Below are 22,365 nucleotides of genomic sequence, written 5' to 3' on the forward strand. Positions count from 1 at the left end.
CACCAGCGCCAAACAACACCATGCTGCAAGTTTCCAAAATCCTTCCTCAAGGCCAGGGCCTGGCTCCTGTTCTGCTCAAGCGCGCCGGCACGGTCGAGCTGGACTGGGACACGCGCCAGAAAAGCCGCTTCTCAGCGCACGACGATGCGGGCCGCGAATTGGGCGTGTTCCTGCCGCGCGGCAGCCTGGTGCGCGGCGGTGATGTGCTGGTGGCCGAAGATGGCTCGCTTTTGCGCGTCATCGCCAAGCCGCAGCCCTTGCTGCGCATCACGCCTTGCAGCGAGCATGGCTCGCCCTTTGACCTGACGCGCGCCGCTTATCACCTGGGCAACCGCCATGTGGCGCTGGCCCTGCGACCTGACCATTTGATGATCGAGCCCGACCATGTGTTGGCCGATATGTTGCGCGCCATGCATCTGACCGTCACCGAGGTCAACGAAGGTTTCGACCCCGAGGCCGGCGCTTATGCGGCAGAAACCACCGGGCACGGTCATGGCCACAGCCATGCGGCCCCCGCGCCAGCCGCAGCCCATGTGCACGGCCCCGGCTGCGGACATGACCATGCGCATGCACATACGCCCGCTGCGCCCAAGCCGGTGAGCATCCCCGTCAAGATCGCGGTGAATGCTGCAGCGCCGGCCCCGCATGTGCATGGCCCAGGCTGCAACCACGGACATGGGCACAGCTGATGTCAGTCGCCGCCCCCAGTAGCGCGTTTTTGCAATTGCTCTGGCTGGCCTCGCCGGCCTTGCCGGTGGGCGGCTTTTCTTACTCCGAGGGCCTGGAGGCCGCGGTGGACCATGGCCAGGTGCGCGACGAAGCCTCGGCCGCGCAGTGGCTGTCGGCCCAGCTGGGCCTGAGCCTGGCGCGTGGCGATCTGGCCCTGGTGGCGCAGGCGCACTCGGCCTGGCTTGCCGCTGACGTGGCGCGTTTGCAGCGCCTCAACGACTGGGTGCTGCAGACCCGCGAGAGCCTGGAGTTCCGCCTGCAAACCGAGCAAATGGGCCGCTCTCTGCTGGCTTGGCTGCGCAATCACGATACCGCCACGCCGGCCCAACTGCAGCATTGCACCGAGCTGGGAGGTACGCCCAGCTATCCGGTGGTGATGGCCTTGGCCCTGGCCGCGAGCGGCGCGCCCGCCCAAGACGGCTTGCTGGCCTATGCCTTCGGTTGGGCCGAGAACATGGTGCAGGCCGCCATCAAATCGGTGCCGCTGGGGCAGAGTGCCGGCCAGCGTGTGCTCAGCCGCCTGGCGGCCGAAATCCCGGCGGCGGTGGCCCAGGCCATCAGCCTGTCAGACGTCGAGCGACAAGTCTTTTCGCCCATGTTGGCCATTCTCTCGGCCCGGCATGAAACCCAGTACTCCCGCCTGTTTCGATCCTGATCATGAGCCTCTCCAGCACCACGCCTCTGCACCACATCCCGAATCGCCGCAAGAAGCTGCCGCCGCTGCGCGTTGGCATCGGCGGCCCGGTCGGCTCCGGCAAGACCACCTTGCTGGAAATGCTGTGCAAGGCCATGCGCGAGCGCTGGGATTTGGTGGCCATCACCAATGACATCTACACCAAGGAAGATCAGCGCATCCTGACAGTTAGCGGCGCGCTGCCTGCCGAACGCATCATGGGCGTGGAAACCGGTGGCTGCCCGCACACCGCCATCCGTGAAGATGCCTCCATCAACCTGGAAGCCATCGACCGCATGCTGGCCCAGTTCCCCGACGCCGATGTGGTGTTCATTGAATCCGGCGGTGACAACCTGGCCGCCACCTTCAGCCCCGAGCTGAGTGATCTGACCATCTACGTCATCGACGTCGCGGCCGGCGAGAAGATTCCCCGCAAGGGCGGCCCCGGCATCACCAAGAGCGATCTGTTTGTGATCAACAAGACAGATTTGGCACCCCATGTCGGCGCGAACCTCGACGTGATGGCCGCTGACACCTTGCGCATGCGCGGGGCGGACAAGCCTTTCGTGATGACCAATCTGAAGACCCTGAGCGGCTTGGATCAGGTGGTGAGCTTCATCGAGACCAAGGGCATGTTGCTGTCTGCCCTGGCTGATTGATCAGGGATTGAGGCTTGGCGGCGAAGGCTCGCCACCTCAATTGATCGCGCGCTCGCCAGCTTGGCTGGCTCTACCTGCAGGTCCGGCTTGCAGCAGGCGCTCAAAGTCCGCCGCTGCAAGTGCGGGCGAGAACAAATAGCCCTGCCCGAAGTCGCAGCCCATGCGGCTGAGCAACTGGGCTTGCGCCTCGGTTTCCACGCCCTCGGCAATCACCTTGATGCCCAGCTTGTGGGCCATCACCACAATCGCCTCGCACAGGGCGAATTCGGTGGAGTCCTCGCGCAGATTGTGGGTGAAGGACTGGTCGATCTTGAGGAAATCGATGTCGAACTTCTTCAGGTAGGACAGCGAGGAGTAACCGGTGCCGAAGTCGTCGATGGCCACGGCAACGCCGGCATCGCGGAACTGCAGCAGGCTCTTGGCCACACGGGCGTCATTGCCCATCAGCACGCCCTCGGTGATCTCGATGGTGATGCTGTGGCCCGGCACGCCGTGCTCGCTCAGCAGGTCGATCCAGTCGCGGTGGTCGGGGCGCTCGCTGCTGAACTGCACGGGTGATTTGTTGATGCTGATCTGGAAGGCGGGATCGTATTTGCGGGTCCATTGCTTCACCTGCAGCACGGCTTGATGGAAGACCCAGTCACCCAGCTCGTGGATGATGCCGGTCTCTTCGGCCACCGGAATGAAGTCGGCCGGCGAGATCAGCCCTTTGTCCGGGTGGCGCCAGCGCAGCAGGGCCTCGGCCTTGCGGATATGGCCGGTGGCGAGGTCAACAATGGGTTGGTAATGCAGTTCGATCTGCCCGCTGCCCAGGGCGCGGCGTAGATCGGTGGCCATGTGCATGCGCAGCATGGCGGCCTCTTGCATCGGCTTGGTGAAGAAGCGGAAGCATTGCCGGCCGCTGCTCTTGGCCGCATACATGGCTTGGTCGGCGTTCTTGGTCAGCTCGATCTGCGTGCTGCCGTCGTCGGGGTAGAGCGCGATGCCGATGCTGGCGGAGACATAGGACTCAATGTCGCGCAGCAAATAGGGTTCTGACACCCGATTGATGATCTTCTCGGCCACCTGGGCGACCGCCTCGGTTTCGTGCAGCTCGGTCAGGATGACGGTGAACTCATCGCCGCCCAGGCGGGCGACGGTATCGTAGTCACGCACGGTGGCGCGGATGCGCTGGGCGGCCTCGATCAGCAATTGGTCGCCGACGTCGTGACCCATGGTGTCGTTGATCTCCTTGAAGTGATCAAGGTCGATGAAGAGCAGGGCGAAGCGGTTGTGGTCGCGGTGCGATTGCTTGATGGCTTGGCCGATCCGGTCCTGGAACAGGCGGCGGTTGGGCAGCTTGGTCAGCGCGTCGAAGTTGGCCTCGCTCCAGACCCGCGACTCAGCATTCTTCATCTCGGTGATGTCATGGAAATTCACCACCACATGCTGGACTTGATCGGCGTCGTCCCGCTCGGCAAAGGCACTGATCATGACCCAGCGCAGCTCGCTCTCACCCGGCACCCGCACGCCCATGACCATGTCGACGAAGGCCTGACCGCTGGCCAATACCAGGCTCACGGGATAGGCCTCGGGCGCCAGGGCTTGGCCCTCACAGTCAACAAAACACCAGCTGGGATCGATGGCATCTTTGCCCAGCATCTGGGCTTGGCTGAGCCCGAGGATGGTGGCTGCGGCGGGGTTGCAAAACAGGATGCGGGTGTTCGTGGCGTGCACCACGATGCCGGTGTGCAAGCTGGTCAACAACTGGCGCTGCTGTTCTTCTTTGCCGGCAAGTTCCTGGTGCTGCTGTGCCAGTTGCTCGGTGTGGGCGCGCAGCTGCAGGATCAAGCGATCCTGCGTTCGCCACGAATGGTCGATCTGGCGTGCCAAGACAGCCAAGGCCAGGGCGAACATGCCGACCAGCAGGCCCACGCCCAGCGCATTGGGCAACCAGGCCTGGGCCATGGCATCGGTGGAGGTGCCGACATTGACCAAAAAACCGTACTTCAGGCTGCGGTGGTAGCTGTGGCGTCGGCTGACCGAATCGAGGCTGCTGGCGTCGGCGACATAAGCGCCTTCGTCCGGATGCCCCGCCAAGGCCAGGCGAAAGTTATTGGACAGCACCCGGCTGCCAATCGGGATCGGATTGCTCAGCTCGAAGGTTTGCCGCGCGATCAGCCCGAGGTCGCGGTCGCGCAGGGCGATGGAGCCCCCGCGCCCGAGTTGAATATGGCTGAGCAGGTGCTCGATGTCATCGATGTAAATGGAAGCGTAGACGGTGCCGTCGAAGCGGCCGTCTGGCCCGTTGATGCGGCGTGCGAAGGTCCAGACCCAGCGCTTGCTGACTTTGGAAAGCACCGGATTGGCCACCGCCAGCCCGACATCGGGCGTGGCCGCGTCGCGCAGCTGCTTGAAGAATTCCCGGTCAGCCATATTGGCCGGCGCCGCGGAGGGCTCCAGGCCGTAGATCACCTGTCCCTGCGCATCGGTGACCCGCAAAAAGGACACATTGGGCAGGCGATTTTTGACCTTGATCAGGTAGCGATTGACGAGCTGCGCATCGACCTGCGGCTGGCTGTGCTGGCGCGCCAATTCGTCCACTGTGTCCTGCAGCGCCAGGTCGAGCATATCGATCATGCCGTCGAAGGTCTGGACCAGTGAGCGGGCCAGATGTTGCGTCGAGCTTTGCGCCTGCTGCTCGGCATCGCGTTTCAGGTAGAACAGGGCGGCCAAGGCCATGATGCAGGCCAGGGCGATGATGGCGCCGACACCCGCAAAGAGTTGCCTGCGCTTGCTCGCGTAATCGGCTTGCGCAGGGCTGGCGGAGTGGAGAGCGTTCCGGGAACCTGACATGGATGGCTTCGGCAAATCACTCGGTCACTGCCCGGGGAGGCGGTGCTCAGGTCATTCCACCCGGTCTACCTGCCGCTGTCAATCGGCGTCTGCCGCTGGATCCATGGCTGGATTTGCGCGCCCCCTCAGGCGAGGGTGGGGCGTTTGATCATTTGGGTGCCAGGCCCATATCGTCCAGGCGCAGCAGGACTTCGCTGCGGCGCTGCCGGGCGATGTCGCGCCAGTCGCGGTCTTCCTGCGCACCCATCAGGGCGTAAAGCAGATTGAGGTTGGCGGCCGGCCACTGCGCCTTGAGGCGGGCATAGAGCGCGTAGGCATCTTGCTGGCGCAACTGGGCCAGGTCATGAATGCCCAACTCGGCCAGTTGAGCGCGACTCTTGGGCCCGAGCCCGCGCATCAGCCCATCGGCGTGCACAGTTCCACCAGGGTGCCGTCGGGGCAGCGCACATAGGCGACCGTCTGGCCCCAGGGTTTGGTCAGCGGTGCTTTGAGCGCGGTGGCGCCTGCGGCCACGGCGCGCTCGAAGGCAGCGGCCACATCGGCGCAGGCGAAGCCAATCTCAATCCCCAGCGGCGCGGCGCTGCTGGCCGCCACCACATAGTCGCAACCCACGCTGTCGCGGGCGGTTTCATGATCCACAAAGGCCAGGGCAGTGGCGCCGGTATCGAGTTCGCCGTAGGCGCCCGACTCATGCAGAAAGCGGCGTTTGAGTCCAAAGGCTTGCTCAAAGAAGGCCAGGGAGGCGGCCACATCGGCCACATAAACAATGGTGTAGGCGAATTGCATGAAATTTGTCGCAGATGCGGGAGTTGGAGCGCATAGCCTAAGGGATGCGGCCCGGCACGCGCGCGGCCAAGGCAAGGGGCTAGGGTAAACTCTGGCCTGTCATTGGGGAGTAGCCGCCGCCCGGATTAGATCCGGCGGGCCCGCGTCAACACACTTGGTCCACATGACCATGGCGCGCGCAGTACCGAAGTTCCAACACCTGGCAAGACCTTTGACCACATCGACCTGCATCGCGGCTGGTCTCGGTGTGGTCAATGGTTTTTCGTGTTGAGCAACAAGCACCGGCCGCAGAAGAAAGAAGTCGCATAGCCTTATGGAAGCCTTCCTCGTCTCTACCGGTGTCGTCGCCCTGGCCGAAATCGGTGACAAAACCCAGTTGCTCGCCTTTTTGCTGGCCGCACGTTTCCGCAAACCTCTGCCGATCTGCCTGGGCATCTTCATTGCCACCGTGGTCAACCATGCCGGCGCCGGTGCGCTCGGCGCCTGGATCACCTCCCAGGTCAGCCCCATGACCATGCGCTGGGTCTTGGGTCTAGGCTTCATCGCCATGGCGGTGTGGACGCTGATCCCGGACAAGATCGATGAAGAAGTGGAAGGTGGCGGCAAGCTCAAGCTGGGCGTGCTGGGCACCACCATCGTGGCCTTTTTCATGGCCGAGATGGGCGACAAGACGCAGATCGCCACCGTCGCCCTGGCGGCCCAGTTCAACGCCTTTGTGGCGGTGGTGGCGGGCACGACGCTGGGCATGATGATTGCGAATGTGCCGGCCGTCTTCTTGGGCGACCGCATGGCCGGCAAGATCCCCGTGCGCCTGGTCCATGGCATTGCAGCGCTGATCTTCGCCGCCTTGGGCGTGGCGACTTTGGCGGGCGTGGGCCAGAGCTTGGGCTTCTGACCCGGCCAACGTCCTAGGCCGCCCAGCCCACCGCCATCCATCGCAAACAGGCGCGCCCCTTGCCTCGCAGGCAGGGGCGCTGTTGCCTTGAGGGCAAATTTCCCCTGTTGCACAAGTTTGGCGCCGGCCGGGCCTATGCGATGATCAACTGCCATTTGCCGTTGTCATCAGGGGGTCTCCTATGCCTGGATCTTCACGCGTTTTGCTGGTGGACGATGACGAGCTAACGCTCCAAATGTTGGAAGCCACGCTAGAGGGCGCGTATCAAGTGACGTGCGTCACCGGTGGCGAGGAGGCCTTAGCGCGCTGCGCGACCGAGGTCTTCGACCTGATCGTGCTCGACGTGGACATGCCCGGGCTGGACGGCTACGAGACCTGTCGCCGCCTCAAGGCCGACTGGCAGCTGGCGGAGATCCCGGTGATTTTCCACTCCGCCCGCACCAGCATCGAAGAGCGCTTGCAAGGCTATGCGGCCGGTGGCGCCGACTATCTGCCCAAACCCTTTGACGCTGCCGAGCTGCAGGCCAAGATCGGCCTGGTGCTGGCCGGCCGTGACAAGCAGCGTGAACTGGCGGGCCAGCTCGATGAGGTGATGAGTGCCGTGCTCTCCACCGCCGATATGGTGGGCGAGGCCGGTGTGGTGCTGGAATACCAGCGTCAGCTGGGCGTGTGCAAAGACTACGCCGGCGTGGCTAAGGCCTTCTTCGACGCCTTGGAGCGCTATGCCTTACAGGGCTGCCTGCGCATCCGCGGCCGCGGCGAGAACCTGTCGGTCAATCCACGCGGGCTGTGCAGCGCCTTGGAGAATTCGATTCTTGACCACCTACAAACCCAGACTGACGGCGCGCGCATTCGCGCCCTGGGCGCGCACACCAGTTTCAGCTATGGCAATGTGATCGTGTTTGTGCGCGACCTGCGCATGGACCGCAGCGCGATCGAGATGGATAAGGCCGAGTCCGAGCGCATGGGCCGCGCCATCGACAACGTGGCCATGTTGGTGGAGGGCGCCTTGGTGCGCGTGGCCGCGCTGGACACCGAGATGGCGGCGCGTGAATTGGCCGATGTGCGTCATTTGGTGGCCATGACCCGCAATGCCCTGGCCGATATCTCGGCCCGCAATCACAAGCAGATCGAGGAGGTCAAGGCGACCTTCGAGAGCCTGGCGTCTCAGGTTGAGAGCAGCTTTATGCACCTGGGCCTGACGCACTCGCAAGAGGACCACCTCAGCACCATCATCAAACAGCATATGGATGCGGTGATGACCACCTTCAGCCAAAGCCATGAGGTGGAGCAGTTCCTGGCGCGGGTGATCGACAAGCTGAACCAGCAAGTTTGAGTGGCCGCGCCACGCAGGTGAGGAGCAGCGCTTGCAAGCCCCGCCCCCCGATCCCAGCAGCATGCCCAAACTCGAATTGGGTGGTGCCAAGGCGTGGCAACGCCGTCAGCAAACGCTGAGGGACTTCGAGCTCAGGCTGGAAGATCGCGTCAAACGCAGCGCCAGCGTGTTTTTGCTGCTGGTGGTGTTGGGGGTGCTGGCCTTTCTGGCCGCCAAGCTGATGCTGACGGAGCTGAGCTGGGCGGCACGCCTGCAGCGCATGGCTGCGGGCATGCTGTACCTGGGGGCTGCGCTGGTGTCGCTGGGCCTGCTCCACCGCGTCAGTGTGCGCGCCGGCACCCTGTTTTTCTGTTGGTCGGCACTGGCTCTACAACTGGGGGCGGCGGCCTATTACGGCACCGGCTTGTACTCCTCCGGCATGGCCACCTTGGTGGCCTTGCTGGCAGTGGTGGGCCTGCTGCTGGGCCCGGGGGCGGCAGTGCGCGGCACCGTTCTGACGGTGCTGGGCATTCTGGGCCTGTGGTTCATGCAGGAGCAGGATTTGCTGGGCAAGGTGGAGCCCAACACCTTCCCCCCGCTGGCCAGCTTTGCGGTGGTGCTGGTGATGTGCGCCCTGGTGGTGGGTTGGCTGGCGCTGCGCCATGGCACTTTGTTCCGAGAGGTCATGCTGTCGCTGGACAGTTCGCGCCAGCTGCTGGCCGACACGCTGCGTGCGCAGCAAACCGCGGTAGAGGAGTTGCGGGCCAGCGATGACCGCATGCGCGTGCTGCTGGACCATTCGCTGTCATGCACCCTGATCCTGGACGGCGAAACCGGCCAGCTGCGCTTCGCCAATGCGCAAACCCTGCTCAAGCACGGCTGCGAGCGCATCAGCGAGCTGGATGCCAGCTTGTTCTTTCCGGGCGACCCTTTTTCGCGCGAGCAAGGGCTGGCGCATATGCGCGAGGTCTTGTCGCAGGGGGCGCAATACTTCGAATGGCAAACCCGCCACCGTGACGGCACACCGATCTGGTGGGACATCAAGCTGGAGCGCTTGCATGTGTGTGGCGAAACCATTGTGGTGGCCTTCGCCCACGACATCACCGAGCGCCTGCGCGCCGAGAACGAGCTGCGCGTGCAGCGCGCCCGCTTGGAAGAGCAGGTGAATGAGCGCACGCACGAGCTGATCTCCGAGAAGCAGCGCCTGCAAGACATCATCGAGGCCTTGCCCATCACCCTGAGCATCCGCGACTGTCAGGGCCGCTACACCTTGCTCAACCGCAGCTTCGAGCTGGCCACCGGCCACGGGCGCGAGCAGGTGCTGGGCCTGAGCGCCCGCCACTTCATGCCCGCCGAGATTGCGGCCGAAATCGCTGATACCGACGCCCAGCTGATCGCCGGCAAGGCCAGCATGACCACCGAGCGCCAAATCATGCATCCGGTCGACGGCATGCACGACTATCTGGTTACCACTGTGCCGCTGCTGGATGCACGCAAGCGCACTTATGCCCTGCTCAATCTGGGCACCGATGTGACCTCGCTCAAGCGCTTGCAGCGCGAGCTGAGCCTGGCCAAAGACGAGGCCGAGCATCTGGCGCGGGTGAAGAGCGAATTCCTGGCCAATATGAGCCATGAGATCCGCACGCCTTTGAATGCGGTGCTGGGCCTGGCCCAGCTGGGGGTGGGCCGTGCCGGCGACCCGGCGGCAGCGCGCAGCGGCTTCGAGCGCATCACCCGCTCGGGCCGCCATTTGCTCAGTGTCATCAACGACATCCTGGACTACTCCAAGGTCGAAAGCGGCAAGCTGGAAATTGACCCGCTGCCCTGCAATCTCAGCCACCTGGCCAGGGAGGTGCTGGACCTGGTGGCCGAGCGCGCCGAGGCCAAGCATCTGCGCCTGCGCTTGGACTATGAGGTCGCCGAGGATTGGGTGGCCATCGACGCCTTGCGGGTCACGCAGATCCTCGTCAACTTGCTGGCCAATGCGATCAAGTTCACCGACAAGGGCCGGGTCACGCTGGGCGTGACGCAAGCGGCCGATGGCCTGCGCCTGAGCGTCACAGACACTGGTGTGGGCATTGCGCCGGAGCAGCAGGCGCGCATCTTCAAAGCCTTCGAGCAGGCCGACAGTTCAGTAACCCGCCAGTTCGGCGGCACCGGCCTGGGCTTGTCCATCAGCAGCCGCCTGGCCGAGGCCATGGGCGGCGAGATTACCGTCAGCAGCGAAGTGGGCAAGGGCTCTTGCTTCACCCTGCGCCTGCCCTGTGTGGTGGTCAGCGGCGAGGCCCATGCTCAGCCCTTGATCAATGCGGCGGTGCCGCCGGACTTGCTGCGCGGCTTGCGCATCTTGATCGTGGACGATGTGGACATCAACCGCGAGATCCTGCAAGACCTGCTGTGCCTGGCCGGTGCCGAGGTGATGAGCGCCGACAGCGGCGAGCAGGCCTTGGCCCGCCTTGGCGAGGCCGGGCCCGAGGGCTATGACTTGGTGCTGATGGATGTGCAAATGCCCGAGATGGATGGCTACGAGACCACGCGCCGCCTGCATCAAATGGCACCCCGGCTGCGCGTGATTGCCCTGACCGCCCATGCCCTGCCGGAGGAGCGGCGCAAATGCGTGGCGGCGGGCATGCTGGGCCATGTCACCAAGCCAATCGACCAGGCCGAGCTGATGCAGGCCTTGCTTGAGCACAGCCATGACTTGCCGCGCCGTGCTGCCGACGCGATCAGCCCATCGCAGCTGGTGCCCTTGGATGCGGCGCCAGATGTGCAGCCTAGGGCGCCGGCTATGGCGCCGGCCAGTCCGCCGACCAGCGTGTCGACCGAGTCGCAAGACTCGGCCGTGCCGACAGCGCCGACTGTGCCTACCGCGCCTGCGGCGCGCACCAGCTTCTGGCCCGATCTGCCAGGCTGTGACTTCGAAGCCGCGCTGACCCGCTGCGCTGGCCGGCAGGAATTGCTGGCCAAATTGCTGGGCACCTTTGCCAAGCAGTATGCGCAGTACCAAAGCGTGTTCGAGGAAGCGCGCATCTCCGGCCTGCCCGCGCTGGCCAGCGCGGCGCACCGGCTTAAAGGCTTGTCAGGAAATCTCGGCCTTTCTCGGCTGGCGCAAAGTGCCGAAAGTTTGGAGACGGCCGCCGGCGGCCGTGGCGACCCCGCGCAAGTGCCTGCTGCCTTGACTGCCCTGATCCGCGAGATCGCCCCCATGGTCAGCAGCATCGCGGCCTGGCATGAGGCCTATACGGCCAGGATAAAAGCCTGAGGCCTGGCACGGCCATCTCGCCTCAGGCGGCGATCAACCAGCCGGTGATGGCGGTGCGCTCGCCTTGGGCAAAGGGCGGCACATAGGACACGAAGTGGCTCTGCGGCACGCGGAACAGGGAGAGGGAGTTGAAGTGCGGAAAAAAGCTCTCACTGATGCTGCCGTCGGGCGCGCAAAAACTCAGCGCGCCGCCCCAGTCCGCCCGCCAGTGCCGGGTCAGATTGATCACATAGGCCAGGCGGCGATTCTCGTTGTCCACGTGGTCGTCATGGACCACCAGAAAGCTGCCGCGGGTGTACATGGTGGCCTGGGCGTAGACGCGGTTGATCTCCTGCACCCCGCTGATCTCGCGAATCTTGACCATGAACTGCTCATCGGCCATCCAGCGCATGAAGCGCGTCAGCAAATCCGAATCCCCGCGTTTGGCTGCGGCCACCAAAGAGTCGGTATAGAAGGAAAACTGGAACTCCTGGCCGGCCAGCTTGTGTATGCCATCGGCCAGGGCGGCGCGCTGTTCGGGGTTCAGCTGGCTCAGTTGCTCGCCCGACAGCAGACGGTCGCCCCCAGCATCGCGAAAGCTCAGTGACCAGTCGATGCCATCGACCGCGCGCGCGAGTGCCTCGATGACCACCGGCTCAAAGAAGTCGCGAATCAAGACCCGACCTTCGCGCTGAAAAGTCGCGGACAAGCTTGCCGTGTCCAAGTCTGGGTTGATGTAGTGCATGCCGTTCCTATCGATCAAAAAAAGCAGGCCCGAAGGCCTGCCTGCTTGCTTGCTTTCTTGGAAAAACCGTCAGAACTTGTAATTCGCCCGCAGGTAATAGGTGCGGCCCTTCACATCGGCGTAAGTGGGGTCGAAGCCCACTTGGAAGTAGTCTTCCTGCACGGTAACCGGCGGCTTGTTGTCCAGCAGATTGCGCACACCCACGGTGAAGTTCAGATTTTTAAAGCCCTTGTACTGACCTTGCAGGCTCCACAAATCGTAAGCGCTGACTTGCTTGACGCGGTCATAGTCTTCATAACCACTTTGGCGGAAGTAGTTGAGGCCGGCAGCCCAGGCACCACCATCCCAGTCCAAGGAGATGTTTTGTTTGAACTTGGGGATAGGGCCGCCCTTGTCGTACTTGCCCAGGTTCTCCACCAACTCACCGGTGACCACATTGGTCTTGTTGCTGCGCGTCAGCAGGGTGGCCTCCCAACCCGGGGTGAAGCTGCCCACGTCGGTTTTGAAACGGTACTTGGCGCTGAGGTCAAAGCCTGAAACGCGCTGCTTGCTGACGTTCTCGATCGACGCATTGACGTAGTCCAGATAACCCTGCGCATTCAAGACCAAGCGAGAGGCGTAACCCGAGCTGCTCGTGGTGGGGCCGGTCTGGTTCTTGTACCAGTCCTTCATGATGTCGTCGCCGGTCACATTGCTGATACCGTCGGTGAGCTTGATATCGAAATAGTCCACGCCAAGCGACAAGTCTTTGACCGGCTCGAACACCATGCCCAGCGCCAGAGTCTCCGACTTCTCGGGCTTGAGCTTGGGGTTGCTATTGTTGTAAGCCGTCAGCTGCGTGTCACAGTAATTGGGGTTGGGTGTGACGGAGCAGCCCACCAGGGTGTTGTAGTAAGGATCATTGAAATTGCCACCCAGATTGGTGCCAGCCCTGGGCTTGTAGAGATTGTCCAGCGCGGGCATGCGGAATCCCTTGCCCACCGAGGCCCGGAACAACAAGGTCTGGAGCGGGTTCCAGCGCACACTCAGCTTGGGGCTGGTGGATGAGGCATCGGGAGTGTCAAACTTGCCATCCCGCGACTCACCCTTGGACCCGTTGTAGCGGTCATGGCGCAAGGCCAGATTCAATTCCACCGCCTTCAGAACTGGCATGTTCAGCTCAGCATAAAAGCCTTGTGAAGCGCGCTCGGCCTGAACTTTGCCTGCATTTCCGGAACCGCCGACGATGTCACCCGAGCCAGCGATCTCGGAGTAGCCGTCCAGGTACTTCTCCTTGCGCAGATCCATGCCTACAGCCAAGGCGGCGTTGCCGCCGGAAAGGGCAAACAACTCCTTGGTGAGGGAGAAGTCGAAGCCATCGGTGGTGGTCTCCGAGCGGCGATTCTCACCTGACAGTTCCGCAGTCTTCAACAAGGCCAGTCCGGCCGCGTCATTGGGGCCGAAGGGGTTGACATTGCCGGTCTTCAAGACCTTGACCAACTCGGTGTCGGAAAAATTGCCAGTCAGGAATGTCTCCACTGCCTTGGCCTTGGCCTTCATCAAGCCCAGCTTGTAGTCGAAGCCGGCGACGCTGCCCTCGGCACCGACGAGGAAACGCGTCATGTCATTGGTGGTCTTGGTCAGGCGCTGGCCACCATCCACCATGCGCCAGGCGATCACCAGGTCACCGCGGTAGCCAGGGAAGGTGGCGTCCACGGCGGCAGTGGGGTAGTACTTGCCGCCGGCTGGGTAGAGGTAGTCGGGCCGACCTGTCGTGCTGGACGGCGTTTGCGATGAGCCGAAGGTGATTTCGTTCTTGGAGTAGGCGAATTCGGCGAACAAAGTGTGGTCGTTCGCTGCCTGGAGAGTCGCGCGGGCCAGCCCACCCAGCCGCTCGGAGGCGGGCGAGATGTCGATTTTGCTGGTGTAGTCGTAGCGGCAGTTTGAGCCGCCCTTGAAGCTGTCCGGCGGGCTGCAGGTGGGGAAGCCAGAGACGCCTGGCACAAAGGAGCCGGCCTTGTCCTTGCCCGTTACGGGGTCGATATAGCTGTCGTTGAGATAGGAATTCGCCGGGAAGCTATTGCCCGAGGACTTGACCACGCCCAGGTCAGGGCGGTTGCCGGTCTTGGCGAAATCACGGTCGGCCGCTCGAATCACATCGTATTTCTCGTAGCTCAGCGTGCCGAGGACATTGAACTTGTCCTTGCTCAAGTCGCCAAAGCCAAAGCCGCCGTTGATGCCACGTACTTTGCCGCCCTTCTGTGCGGGCGATTCGTAGGAGAGCGTGATGTCGCCGCCTTGAAAGTCCCTGCGGGTGATGAAGTTGATCACACCGCCGATGGCGTCGGAACCGTAGATGGCCGAGGCTCCGTCACGCAGCACTTCGATGCGCTCGATGGCGGCCAGTGGAATGGCGTTCAAGTCCACGCCTTGCCCCGCGAAAGGATAGGGGGTGAGGCGGCGGCCGTTCAGCAGCACCAGGGTACGTTCGCGGCCCAGGCCGCGCATGGAAGCGCCGGCCTGACCGGTGGCGTCACTATCACCGATGGACTCGCCCATGGAGCGGCCGCCGCCACTATTGGAGCTGAGCCCGTTGACCAACTCTTGCACATTGGACGCGCCGGACTTGTCGATGGCGGCGCGGTTGATGACGGTGACAGGGACCGAGGTCTCGGCGTCAATTCGTTTGATCGAGGAGCCGGTCACTTCCACCCGCTCCAGCGTGGTTTGCGCCACGGCGGCGCTGCCCATCAGCGTCAGCCCGCTCGCGTAGATGAGTCCCAAGGCACGGCAAAGTCGTGTTCGCTTAATCATCAAAAGCTCCAGTCAAGTTTGGTCAACGGTGTTGAATTGGGATGGCGATGTCGCGTCGACCGCCGCCCAGGGAATTCCGGACCGTAAAGTTCGGTCGGTAATTCTTCACTCGGGCCCCACCAAACAAGCACAGGGATAAACCCTTCGAGTTGCCTTTTCGCATCGAGGGTCTGCCCGCCAGACAGGGGACAAACCGGGCATGGTGGAAGGAATTTGCCGGCTGCCAAGAGCGCGCAGCCTTGCATGCCATGAGCAGTGCGCCATTGCACTTGGCCTCATGAATCAGTCGGGCTAGAGGCACATCCTCGCTCAGCGTGGAGAGCCAGGTTTGGCATGGCTACGAATCGCCTTCGGGCTATTCGATCAACAGTCACTCGGGCGCACGCAACTCGGCGCGCCGACTGTCTCCATGCGCTTTCATCGTTTCATTTGGTGATTGGGCGCACTTGAAGTAATTTAGAGTTCAAGCTCCAATCCTGACCCCCGCCCGGCAACCGGCGGGGGTCTTTTCATTTGGGCTTGGGTTCAGTTGGTGCAGACCTGCCGCACCGCGCGCTCCCAGTTGGCCATCAATTCCTGCGCCTGTTCGCGCCCCATGGCGGGCTGGAACACCCGCTCGGCGCGCCAGTTGCCCGCCAGATCAGACAAGCCGCCGTAGACCCCGCAGCTCAGGCCCGCCAGATAGGCGGCGCCCAAGGCCGTGGTCTCGATCACCTGCGGTCGCACGACCGGAATGCCCAGCAGATCGGCCTGGAACTGCATCAGCAAGTCGTTGGCACAAGCGCCGCCGTCCACCCGCAGTTCAGACACCGCCATGCCGCCCTTGGCCACCGCGTCGCGGCTCATGGCTTGCAGCAACGCGGCGCTTTGGAAGGCAATGCTTTCCAGCGCCGCGCGGGCGATGTGGGCGCTGGTGCTGCCGCGCGTCAGGCCCAGGATGGCACCGCGCGCATCGGCGTTCCAGTAGGGCGCGCCCAGGCCAGTGAAGGCGGGCACAAACATCACGCCGCCGCTGTCGGGCACGCTGGCGGCCAGGGCTTGCACCGCGCCGCTGGACTCGATCACCTGCAAGCCGTCACGCAGCCACTGCACCACCGCGCCGCCGATGAAGACGCTGCCCTCCAGCGCGTAGCGCGGCTTGGCGTCAATCTGGGCGGCACTGGTGCTGATCAGGCCATTGGCCGAGGTCTGGAACTGCCCGCCGGTGTGCATCAGCATGAAGCAGCCGGTGCCGTAGGTGTTCTTGGCCATGCCGGCCTCGAAGCAGGCCTGGCCGAACAGGGCGCTTTGCTGATCGCCGGCCACGCCGCCGATGGCGATCTCACCGCCCAAATGCGCTGCGGACACCTGGCCGTAGTGGTGGGAGGAGGGGTGCACCGCCGGCAGCACCTCGCGCGGGATGTCCAGCAGGCGCAGCAGCTCATCGTCCCAATCATTGCGGTGCACATTGAAGAGCATGGTGCGCGAGGCATTGGTCACGTCGGTGGCGTGTACCCGGCCCTCGGTCAGGCGCCACAGCAGCCAGCTGTCGACGGTGCCGAAGGCCAACACGCCGCGCGCGGCCTGCTCGCGTGCGCCGGGCACATGGTCCAGCAGCCATTTCAGCTTGCTGCCGGAAAAGTAGGCGTCGATCACCAGGCCGGTCTTCTCTTGCACCACGGGGGTCAGGCCTTGCGCACGCAGGTCGGCGCACAGCGCGGCGGTGCGGCGGTCTTGCCAGACGATGGCCGGGTGCAAGGGCAGGCCGGTTTGGCGGTTCCACAGCACGGTGGTTTCGCGTTGATTGGTCAGGCCCAGGGCGCTGATGTCGGCGGCCACCAGGCCGGCCTTGGCCAGGGCCTCGCGCGCGGTGGCGAGCTGGCTGTCCCAGATCTCCATGGCGTCATGCTCGACCCAGCCGGGCTGGGGGAAGTGCTGGCGGAACTCGCGCTGCGCTTGCGCCTTGATCTGCCCCTGCGCGTCAAAAACAATCGCGCGTGAGCTGGAAGTCCCTTGATCGAGTGCGAGCAGAAAAGTGGTCATGAGGAAGGGCGCAGGCGTTGGCGCTAGGATGGCGTGATGAATGATTTTGACGTATTGGTGGTGGGTGGTGGTATCAATGGCGTGGGTATTGCACGCGATCTCGCCGGGCGCGGCTGGCGGGTGCTGCTGGCTGAGGCGCAGGACTTCGCCTCGCACACTTCGTCTTCCTCCACCAAGCTGATCCACGGCGGCCTGCGCTATCTGGAGTACTACGAGTTTTCGCTGGTGCGCAAGGCCTTGCAAGAGCGCGAAGTGCTGCTCAAAAGCGCCCCGCACATCATGCATGCCCTGCGCTTTGTGATGCCGCATGACGCGGCCATGCGCCCGGCCTGGATGATTCGCATGGGTTTGTTCCTCTACGACCACCTGGCGCGGCGCGAGTGGCTGCCCGGCTCCAGCGGCGTCAATCTGCGGCGCAGCAAATTGGGCACGCCGCTGAAGACCCAGTACCGGCGCGGTTTTGTCTATTCCGACGGCTGGGTGGATGACGCCCGGCTGGTCATCCTCAACGCCATGGACGCGCGCGACAAAGGCGCTGAGCTACTCAGCCGTAGCCCGGTAACGTCCGTCCAGCGCGGGCCCCAAGGCTGGACGGCACGCATCCAGACCCCGCAGGGCGAACGCGTGGTGCAAGCGCGCGCCCTGGTCAACGCGGCCGGCCCCTGGGCCGAACGCTTCTTGCGCGAGGTGGCCCTGCCGGCCGCGGGCGAGCCCCTGGCCACCAAGAGCCTGCGCCTGGTCAAGGGCAGCCATATCGTGGTCAAGCGCTGCTTCGAGCATGACCATGCCTACATCTTTCAAAACCCCGACAAACGCATCGTCTTCGCGATTCCCTACGAGGGCGACTTCACCTTGATCGGCACCACCGATGTGGAGGTGCCCGGCAGCACGCTGGACGGCTTCGCCAAGGCGCAGATCGAGGACGCCGAGGTGGCGTATTTGTGCGAGCAAGCCAGCCGTTACTTCACCAAGCCGGTCACGCAGGCCGATGTGGTGTGGAGTTATGCCGGCGTGCGCCCGCTGCTGGACGACGCCTCGGGCGACCCCTCCGCCGTGACGCGCGACTATCTGCTGGAAACCCATCGCGACGGCGCGCCGCTGCTGACCGTGTGGGGCGGCAAGATCACCACCTTCCGCAAGCTGGCCGAGGACGCGGCCGATCTGGTCGGCAAGATGCTGGGTGGCGAGCGGCGTGCAGCCTGGACCGAGCAGGCCTTTTTGCCCGGCGGTGATTTCTCGGAATGGATCTCACGCCAGCAAATCAAACCGCAAAGCCCCAGCCCGCGCCTGGACCCCAAGCTGGAGTACGAGGCCTTGGTGGCCGCGCTGCGCCTGCGCCATGCCTATTTGCCGGTGGCGCTGGCGCGGCGCCTGGCGCGTGCTTACGGCGCGCGTCTGACGCAGTTGCTGGGCTCGGCGACCCAGCTCAGCGACCTGGGCGCGGAAGTGGCGCCCGGTCTGTTCGAGGCCGAGCTGCGCTATCTGCAGCAGCATGAGTGGGCCGGTTGCGCCGACGATGTGCTGTGGCGCCGCAGCAAGCTGGGCCTGCACTACACGCCGGCGCAGCGTGAGCAGGTGGCGGCCTGGTTCAGCGCCCAAGCTCCGGCGGCCTGAGGGTTCACAAGGCGCGCTGACTGCGCAGCAGCAAGGTCGGCCAGGCAGCTGGCGCTGCTGCTGCTGAAAGCCCAGGCAAACGCCCCCTGGCGGTGCAGCCTGCGCTACCTCGGCCAAGGGCTTTGCGCGGCGGCTTCTCCGCAGGGAGACTGCGCCGCGTTGCAGTTCATTTGCAGCCCCAGACCATGCGGGAGGCATGGCTGCAAGCCCTGAGAGTTGTCATGAAAATTCGCGCCCATCGAACCCGCCCCTGCCTGGCGCCCGCCTTGTTGCTGGCCTTGCTGCAGGCCGCCCATGCTGAGCCGGCCGCCGAGCCTGCTGCCGAACGCAGCGCAGAACGCGCATCAGAAGGCAATGCCGAAAAGCTCGCGCCGGTCACCGTCAGCGCCGCCCGCCCGCAGGCCAGCAAGCAGGTGCTGACCCGGGACGAACTCAGCAAGCTGCCCGGCGGCGGCAACGATCCGATGCGGGCCATGCAGACCCTGCCCGGCGTGGTGGCGACCAGCGACGGCAATGCCGCGCCGGCCATTCGTGGCTCGCGCCCCGGCGACAACAGCTACTACATCGACTTTCTGCCGGTGGGCTATGTCTTCCACCTCGGCGGCTTTGTCAGCACCGTGCATGCCGATCTGGTGCAGCAGTTCGACCTCTACACCGGCGCCTTCGGCCCCGAGTACGACGATGTGCATGGCGGCATCGTCGACGTGCAGCTGCGCAAGCCGCGAACGGACAAATTCGGCGGCAGCATCAGCACCAGTCTGACCGGCGCCGACCTGCTGCTTGAAGGCCCGGTCAACGAAACGCAAAGCTTTTACTTCGCCGCCAAGCGCAGCTATTTCGACCTCTTCATTCGCGGCAAGAAAACCGACGAAGAAAGTGGCCTGATCTACGCCGCGCCCAAGTACCACGACTACCAGGGCCGCTACCTCTGGAAGCTCAACCCCGACAACGAGCTGAGCTTCTACGTCCTGGGCGCGGCGGACGAAATCAACTACTCGGTGCCGGCCGATACGCGGCTGGGCCAGCAGCAGCCGGCGCTGGTGGGTGACTCCTCGGCCAAGTACGGCAGCAATACCCAGGCCCTGGTGTGGGACAGCCGCATCAGCCCGCAAATCAGCAACAAGCTGGCCGTGGGCCATTGGTCTTCCAGCAACCGCAGCAAGGCAGGGTTGGCGGCCGATGTGGACATCAAGACCGAGAATCTCTTTGTGCGCGAGCAGCTGCGCCTGCGCGTGGCCGAGGATCATGAGCTGACCCTGGGGACGATTCTGTTCTCGCAAAAATACCAGCTGGGCCTGGACCTGCTGGATGCGCGCTGCACCGAGTTCGATCCCAACTGCGACATCAGCAGCGGCCAGCGCGTCAAGTTGCAAGAAAAGCTGACCGTCAACTACGCCAATCTCTATGCCAAAGACCGCTGGCAGATCAGCCCCGAGCTGGCTGCCACCTTCGGCGTGCACTTCACCCGCGACGGCTATCTCAAGCAGAACTATGCCGAGCCGCGCCTAGGCCTGGAATGGCGTGCGCTGAAGAACACCACCTTCACCCTGGCCCTGGGCAAACACAATGAGTTCCCCGACGGCGCCCAGGTCCTGTCCGGCATAGGCAACCCCAAGCTGGAACATGTGCGAGCCAAGGCGGCGGTCGTAGGCGTCAATCAGCGCCTGCCCGAGGGCTGGTCCGTCAAGGCCGAGGCCTATGTCAAGAAGCTCAGCGGCTTTGGCATCAGCGACCCCGCGCTGAACTACATCAACGGCGGCAGCGGTGATGCCACCGGCCTGGAGCTCTTCGTCAAGAAGGATGCGATCAACAACAGCAAGTTCTCCGGCTGGGCCTCGGTGAGCCTGTCACGCGCGCAGCGCAAGAATGATTTGACCGGCCAGCAGTTCCGCTTCGAATACGACCAGCCGGTGGTGGTCAATCTGGTGGGCCAGTACAAATACTCCGACAGCTGGCAGTTCGGCGCCAAGTGGAGTTATCACAGCGGCAATCGAACCACCCCGGTGGTGGGCAGCCGCACGGATGCCGGCGGCCGCATCCTGCCGGTCTACGGCGAGATCAACTCCGAGCGCCTGCCGGCCTACCACCGCCTGGATCTGCGCGCCGACTGGATCGTCTCACCGCGCCTGAGCTACTCCTTCGAGCTGATCAATGCGTACGGTCACGAGAATGTGGAGGGCTATCAGTACTCGGCCGACTACAAGACACGCAAGAAGGAAGTGGGCTTCGGCTTGATGCCCAATGTGGGCTTGAACTACAAGTTCTGAACGCGAGAGGCATTCAGCTCAGCTCAATCCCTGAACGGCCGGGTCGGGAACACCATGCTCTGGCTGGTGCGCAGCACCGTGCCGTTCTGGAAATGCACATTGAAACGCATGGGGTAGCCCGTTTGGTCGGGTTCGATATTCCAGTCCCACACATCCTCATTGCTATTGCTGAAGTAGACGCGGCTGCGCTCGCGGCCGAGGATGCGGCTGACTTGTTCGGGCTTCATGCCCACCTCAATGCGGGCGCGCTGCGGCGGCGACAAGCCGTCCAGCACGCTCAGCACCTTGTCGTTCGCATCCACGGTAATCATCATGCAGCGGGTGCCGAAGGGCTGCTGCGGGTACTCCAGCGTTTGCGTGCCATCGGCATTGGGCCAGACCCGGCCCGGCTGGCCCTGGGCCGCGCGCAGCTGGGCGCCGGTGCTGAGGCCGGGCTGCACACCGCTGAAATTGCCGGGTAGCTGGGCGCAGGCGCCGAGCAGCATGGTCAGCAGGGCGGCCAGCAGCAGGGCCGAGGCGGGGCGGGCATGGCGGTGGGTGTGAGCTTGGGCGTTCATGGCGGGCCTACGCAGTGGCTGAGGGAATGAATACTGCTGTCATTCTGAAGCATGCGGTGCGCTCACGCACTGCTGTGTGTCACCCCGCAAAGGGTCACACAAATGCAGGCTTGCGGGCATACTCGAATGCATCATCGACGGCCCCCGGGAGTCTTCATGCCACGCAGCAGCCCCGTCACGCGCAAGCCCACAGCCACGGTCATGGCCAAGCCCAAAGCGATCAATCTCGCCCTGCAAGGCGGTGGCTCGCATGGCGCCTTCACCTGGGGCGTGTTGGATGCTTTGCTGGCGGACGGCGGCTTGCACATCGATGCCGTCAGCGCCACCAGCGCCGGCAGCCTCAATGCCGTGGCCCTGGCGGACGGCCTGCGGCGTGGCGGCCCGGATGGTGCGCGCCAGGCCTTGCATGAGCTGTGGTCGGCCGTGGCCCAGGCGGGGCGCGTCAATCCGCTGCTGCCAGCGCCTTGGCTGGAGACCTTTATGCATGGCCTGTCCCACGCGCTGCCGCCCGAATGGTCGCCGTTGCAGATGTGGGCCTCGGCCATGACGCAGCTGCTCTCGCCCTACCAATTCAACCCGCTCAATATCAACCCCTTGCGCGCCATTGTGCAAAGCCAGTTCGACTTCGATGCCTTGCAGCAGGACGCGCCCTTCAAGCTGTTTTTGAGTGCCACCAATGTCGAGACCGGCAAGATCCGTGTCTTCACCGGCAGCGGCATCACGCCTGACGCGGTGCTGGCCAGCGCCTGCCTGCCCACGCTGTTCCAGGCGGTGGAGATCGAGGGCGAGTTTTTCTGGGACGGCGGCTTCATGGGTAACCCGGCCATCTTCCCGCTGATCTATGCCGATGTGGCGGCCGATGTACTGATCGTGCATGTCAACCCGGTGCTGCGCAAAGGCGTGCCGCGCAGCGCGGCCGAGATTGCCAACCGCGTCAATGAGATCAGCTTCAACTCCTCGCTGATGCGCGAGATGCGCGCCATCGCCTTCGTCACCGGCCTGATCGACCGTGGTCGGCTCGACCCGCACGACGCCCGCCGCATGCGCATCCATTCCGTCCGCTGCGACGCGCTGATGGCCGCCCAAGGCGTCACTACCAAGATGGACACCGACTGGGCCTTTCTGTGCCGCCTGCGTGATGCCGGCCGGGCGCAAGCGCAGGCCTGGCTGGCCCAGCATCTGGACGAGGTGGGTCAGCAGTCCAGCGTGGACATCCGCGCTGAATTTCTCTAGC

The 22,365-nt window shown here is 64.1% G+C and carries 16 protein-coding genes and 1 riboswitch; of the genes, 9 read left to right on the forward strand and 7 right to left on the reverse strand.

The genetic code is table 11. From position 1 onward, the window contains the following. Positions 1-20 precede the first annotated feature (20 nt). Genes ureE through ureG form a run of 3 tightly spaced genes read left to right on the forward strand, consistent with a single transcriptional unit; the run spans position 21 to position 2,061 of the window. Positions 21-689 (forward strand): urease accessory protein UreE, encoded by a 669-nt coding sequence (ureE, locus tag AT984_RS20495; RefSeq protein ID WP_058721688.1) that lies wholly within the window; start codon positions 21-23, stop codon positions 687-689. Beyond that, complete coding sequence (locus tag AT984_RS20500) at positions 689-1,384, forward strand: urease accessory protein UreF (protein ID WP_058721689.1); 696 nt, start codon at positions 689-691, stop codon at positions 1,382-1,384. Before ureE ends, AT984_RS20500 begins: the two co-directional genes overlap by 1 nt. A gap of 2 nt (positions 1,385-1,386) precedes the next feature. Then, complete coding sequence (ureG, locus tag AT984_RS20505; protein ID WP_058721690.1) at positions 1,387-2,061, forward strand: urease accessory protein UreG; 675 nt, start codon at positions 1,387-1,389, stop codon at positions 2,059-2,061. Positions 2,062-2,097: 36 nt separating this feature from the next. On the opposite strand, the gene AT984_RS20510 is transcribed toward ureG, so the two are convergent. From AT984_RS20510 to AT984_RS20520, 3 genes are all read right to left on the reverse strand, one after another. Next, positions 2,098-4,896, reverse strand: a complete 2,799-nt coding sequence (locus tag AT984_RS20510; RefSeq protein WP_058721691.1) for a bifunctional diguanylate cyclase/phosphodiesterase — start codon at positions 4,894-4,896, stop codon at positions 2,098-2,100. A gap of 148 nt (positions 4,897-5,044) precedes the next feature. Beyond that, entirely contained in the window at positions 5,045-5,293 is a 249-nt protein-coding gene (locus AT984_RS20515; protein ID WP_058721692.1) for a TfoX/Sxy family DNA transformation protein, read from the reverse strand. Further along, positions 5,293-5,682 (reverse strand): VOC family protein, encoded by a 390-nt coding sequence (locus tag AT984_RS20520; protein WP_058721693.1) that lies wholly within the window; start codon positions 5,680-5,682, stop codon positions 5,293-5,295. The genes AT984_RS20515 and AT984_RS20520 overlap by 1 nt, the downstream gene beginning before the upstream one ends. A gap of 88 nt (positions 5,683-5,770) precedes the next feature. Further along, positions 5,771-5,945: riboswitch (yybP-ykoY riboswitch) on the forward strand. 50 nt (positions 5,946-5,995) lie between these two features. Here AT984_RS20520 and AT984_RS20525 point away from each other — a divergent pair. From AT984_RS20525 to AT984_RS20535, 3 genes are all read left to right on the forward strand, one after another. After that, positions 5,996-6,577, forward strand: coding sequence for a TMEM165/GDT1 family protein (locus tag AT984_RS20525; RefSeq protein ID WP_058721694.1), 582 nt, complete (start codon positions 5,996-5,998; stop codon positions 6,575-6,577). A gap of 181 nt (positions 6,578-6,758) precedes the next feature. Further along, a complete protein-coding gene (locus tag AT984_RS20530) occupies positions 6,759-7,913 on the forward strand; it encodes a response regulator (RefSeq protein WP_082680220.1) in 1,155 nt (384 codons plus the stop codon). 31 nt (positions 7,914-7,944) lie between these two features. After that, entirely contained in the window at positions 7,945-11,154 is a 3,210-nt protein-coding gene (locus AT984_RS20535; RefSeq protein ID WP_058721696.1) for an ATP-binding protein, read from the forward strand. Between the two features lie 22 nt (positions 11,155-11,176). Here AT984_RS20535 and AT984_RS20540 read toward each other — a convergent pair whose 3' ends face one another. From AT984_RS20540 to glpK, 3 genes are all read right to left on the reverse strand, one after another. Continuing rightward, the gene (locus tag AT984_RS20540) at positions 11,177-11,878 is read right to left on the reverse strand and encodes a 2OG-Fe(II) oxygenase (protein WP_058721697.1); all 702 of its coding nucleotides are present in this window, start codon (positions 11,876-11,878) and stop codon (positions 11,177-11,179) included. Positions 11,879-11,947: 69 nt separating this feature from the next. Further along, complete coding sequence (locus AT984_RS20545) at positions 11,948-14,671, reverse strand: TonB-dependent receptor plug domain-containing protein (protein ID WP_082680221.1); 2,724 nt, start codon at positions 14,669-14,671, stop codon at positions 11,948-11,950. A 525-nt stretch (positions 14,672-15,196) separates the two neighbouring features. Continuing rightward, the gene (glpK, locus tag AT984_RS20550; RefSeq protein ID WP_058721699.1) at positions 15,197-16,693 is read right to left on the reverse strand and encodes a glycerol kinase GlpK; all 1,497 of its coding nucleotides are present in this window, start codon (positions 16,691-16,693) and stop codon (positions 15,197-15,199) included. A 36-nt stretch (positions 16,694-16,729) separates the two neighbouring features. On the opposite strand from glpK, the gene glpD reads away from it, so the two are divergent. After that, positions 16,730-18,307, forward strand: coding sequence for a glycerol-3-phosphate dehydrogenase (gene glpD / locus AT984_RS20555; RefSeq protein WP_058721700.1), 1,578 nt, complete (start codon positions 16,730-16,732; stop codon positions 18,305-18,307). 221 nt (positions 18,308-18,528) lie between these two features. Further along, the gene (locus AT984_RS20560; protein WP_197418189.1) at positions 18,529-20,574 is read left to right on the forward strand and encodes a TonB-dependent receptor plug domain-containing protein; all 2,046 of its coding nucleotides are present in this window, start codon (positions 18,529-18,531) and stop codon (positions 20,572-20,574) included. Positions 20,575-20,597: 23 nt separating this feature from the next. Here AT984_RS20560 and AT984_RS20565 read toward each other — a convergent pair whose 3' ends face one another. Then, positions 20,598-21,131 carry a hypothetical protein gene (locus tag AT984_RS20565; protein WP_058721702.1) on the reverse strand — a complete coding sequence of 178 codons (534 nt, stop codon included), beginning with the start codon at positions 21,129-21,131 and terminating at the stop codon, positions 20,598-20,600. A gap of 156 nt (positions 21,132-21,287) precedes the next feature. Between AT984_RS20565 and AT984_RS20570 the strand changes: the two genes are divergently transcribed. Further along, positions 21,288-22,364 carry a patatin-like phospholipase family protein gene (locus AT984_RS20570; protein ID WP_442952155.1) on the forward strand — a complete coding sequence of 359 codons (1,077 nt, stop codon included), beginning with the start codon at positions 21,288-21,290 and terminating at the stop codon, positions 22,362-22,364. The last annotated feature ends 1 nt before the right edge of the window (position 22,365 follow it).

Origin of the sequence: Paucibacter sp. KCTC 42545 (assembly GCF_001477625.1) — a bacterium.
Classification (GTDB): Bacteria; Pseudomonadota; Gammaproteobacteria; order Burkholderiales; family Burkholderiaceae_C; genus Paucibacter_A.

What these genes read in the sequence shown, in the direction of transcription:
- ureE (WP_058721688.1), top strand. Translation starts at nt 21, where the DNA reads ATGCTGCAAGTTTCCAAAATCCTTCCTCAAGGCCAGGGCCTGGCTCCT.
- AT984_RS20500 (WP_058721689.1), top strand. Translation starts at nt 689, where the DNA reads ATGTCAGTCGCCGCCCCCAGTAGCGCGTTTTTGCAATTGCTCTGGCTG.
- ureG (WP_058721690.1), top strand. Translation starts at nt 1,387, where the DNA reads ATGAGCCTCTCCAGCACCACGCCTCTGCACCACATCCCGAATCGCCGC.
- AT984_RS20510 (WP_058721691.1), bottom strand. Translation starts at nt 4,896, where the DNA reads ATGTCAGGTTCCCGGAACGCTCTCCACTCCGCCAGCCCTGCGCAAGCC.
- AT984_RS20515 (WP_058721692.1), bottom strand. Translation starts at nt 5,293, where the DNA reads ATGCGCGGGCTCGGGCCCAAGAGTCGCGCTCAACTGGCCGAGTTGGGC.
- AT984_RS20520 (WP_058721693.1), bottom strand. Translation starts at nt 5,682, where the DNA reads ATGCAATTCGCCTACACCATTGTTTATGTGGCCGATGTGGCCGCCTCC.
- AT984_RS20525 (WP_058721694.1), top strand. Translation starts at nt 5,996, where the DNA reads ATGGAAGCCTTCCTCGTCTCTACCGGTGTCGTCGCCCTGGCCGAAATC.
- AT984_RS20530 (WP_082680220.1), top strand. Translation starts at nt 6,759, where the DNA reads ATGCCTGGATCTTCACGCGTTTTGCTGGTGGACGATGACGAGCTAACG.
- AT984_RS20540 (WP_058721697.1), bottom strand. Translation starts at nt 11,878, where the DNA reads ATGCACTACATCAACCCAGACTTGGACACGGCAAGCTTGTCCGCGACT.
- AT984_RS20545 (WP_082680221.1), bottom strand. Translation starts at nt 14,671, where the DNA reads ATGATTAAGCGAACACGACTTTGCCGTGCCTTGGGACTCATCTACGCG.
- glpK (WP_058721699.1), bottom strand. Translation starts at nt 16,693, where the DNA reads ATGACCACTTTTCTGCTCGCACTCGATCAAGGGACTTCCAGCTCACGC.
- glpD (WP_058721700.1), top strand. Translation starts at nt 16,730, where the DNA reads ATGAATGATTTTGACGTATTGGTGGTGGGTGGTGGTATCAATGGCGTG.
- AT984_RS20560 (WP_197418189.1), top strand. Translation starts at nt 18,529, where the DNA reads ATGAAAATTCGCGCCCATCGAACCCGCCCCTGCCTGGCGCCCGCCTTG.
- AT984_RS20565 (WP_058721702.1), bottom strand. Translation starts at nt 21,131, where the DNA reads ATGAACGCCCAAGCTCACACCCACCGCCATGCCCGCCCCGCCTCGGCC.
- AT984_RS20570 (WP_442952155.1), top strand. Translation starts at nt 21,288, where the DNA reads ATGCCACGCAGCAGCCCCGTCACGCGCAAGCCCACAGCCACGGTCATG.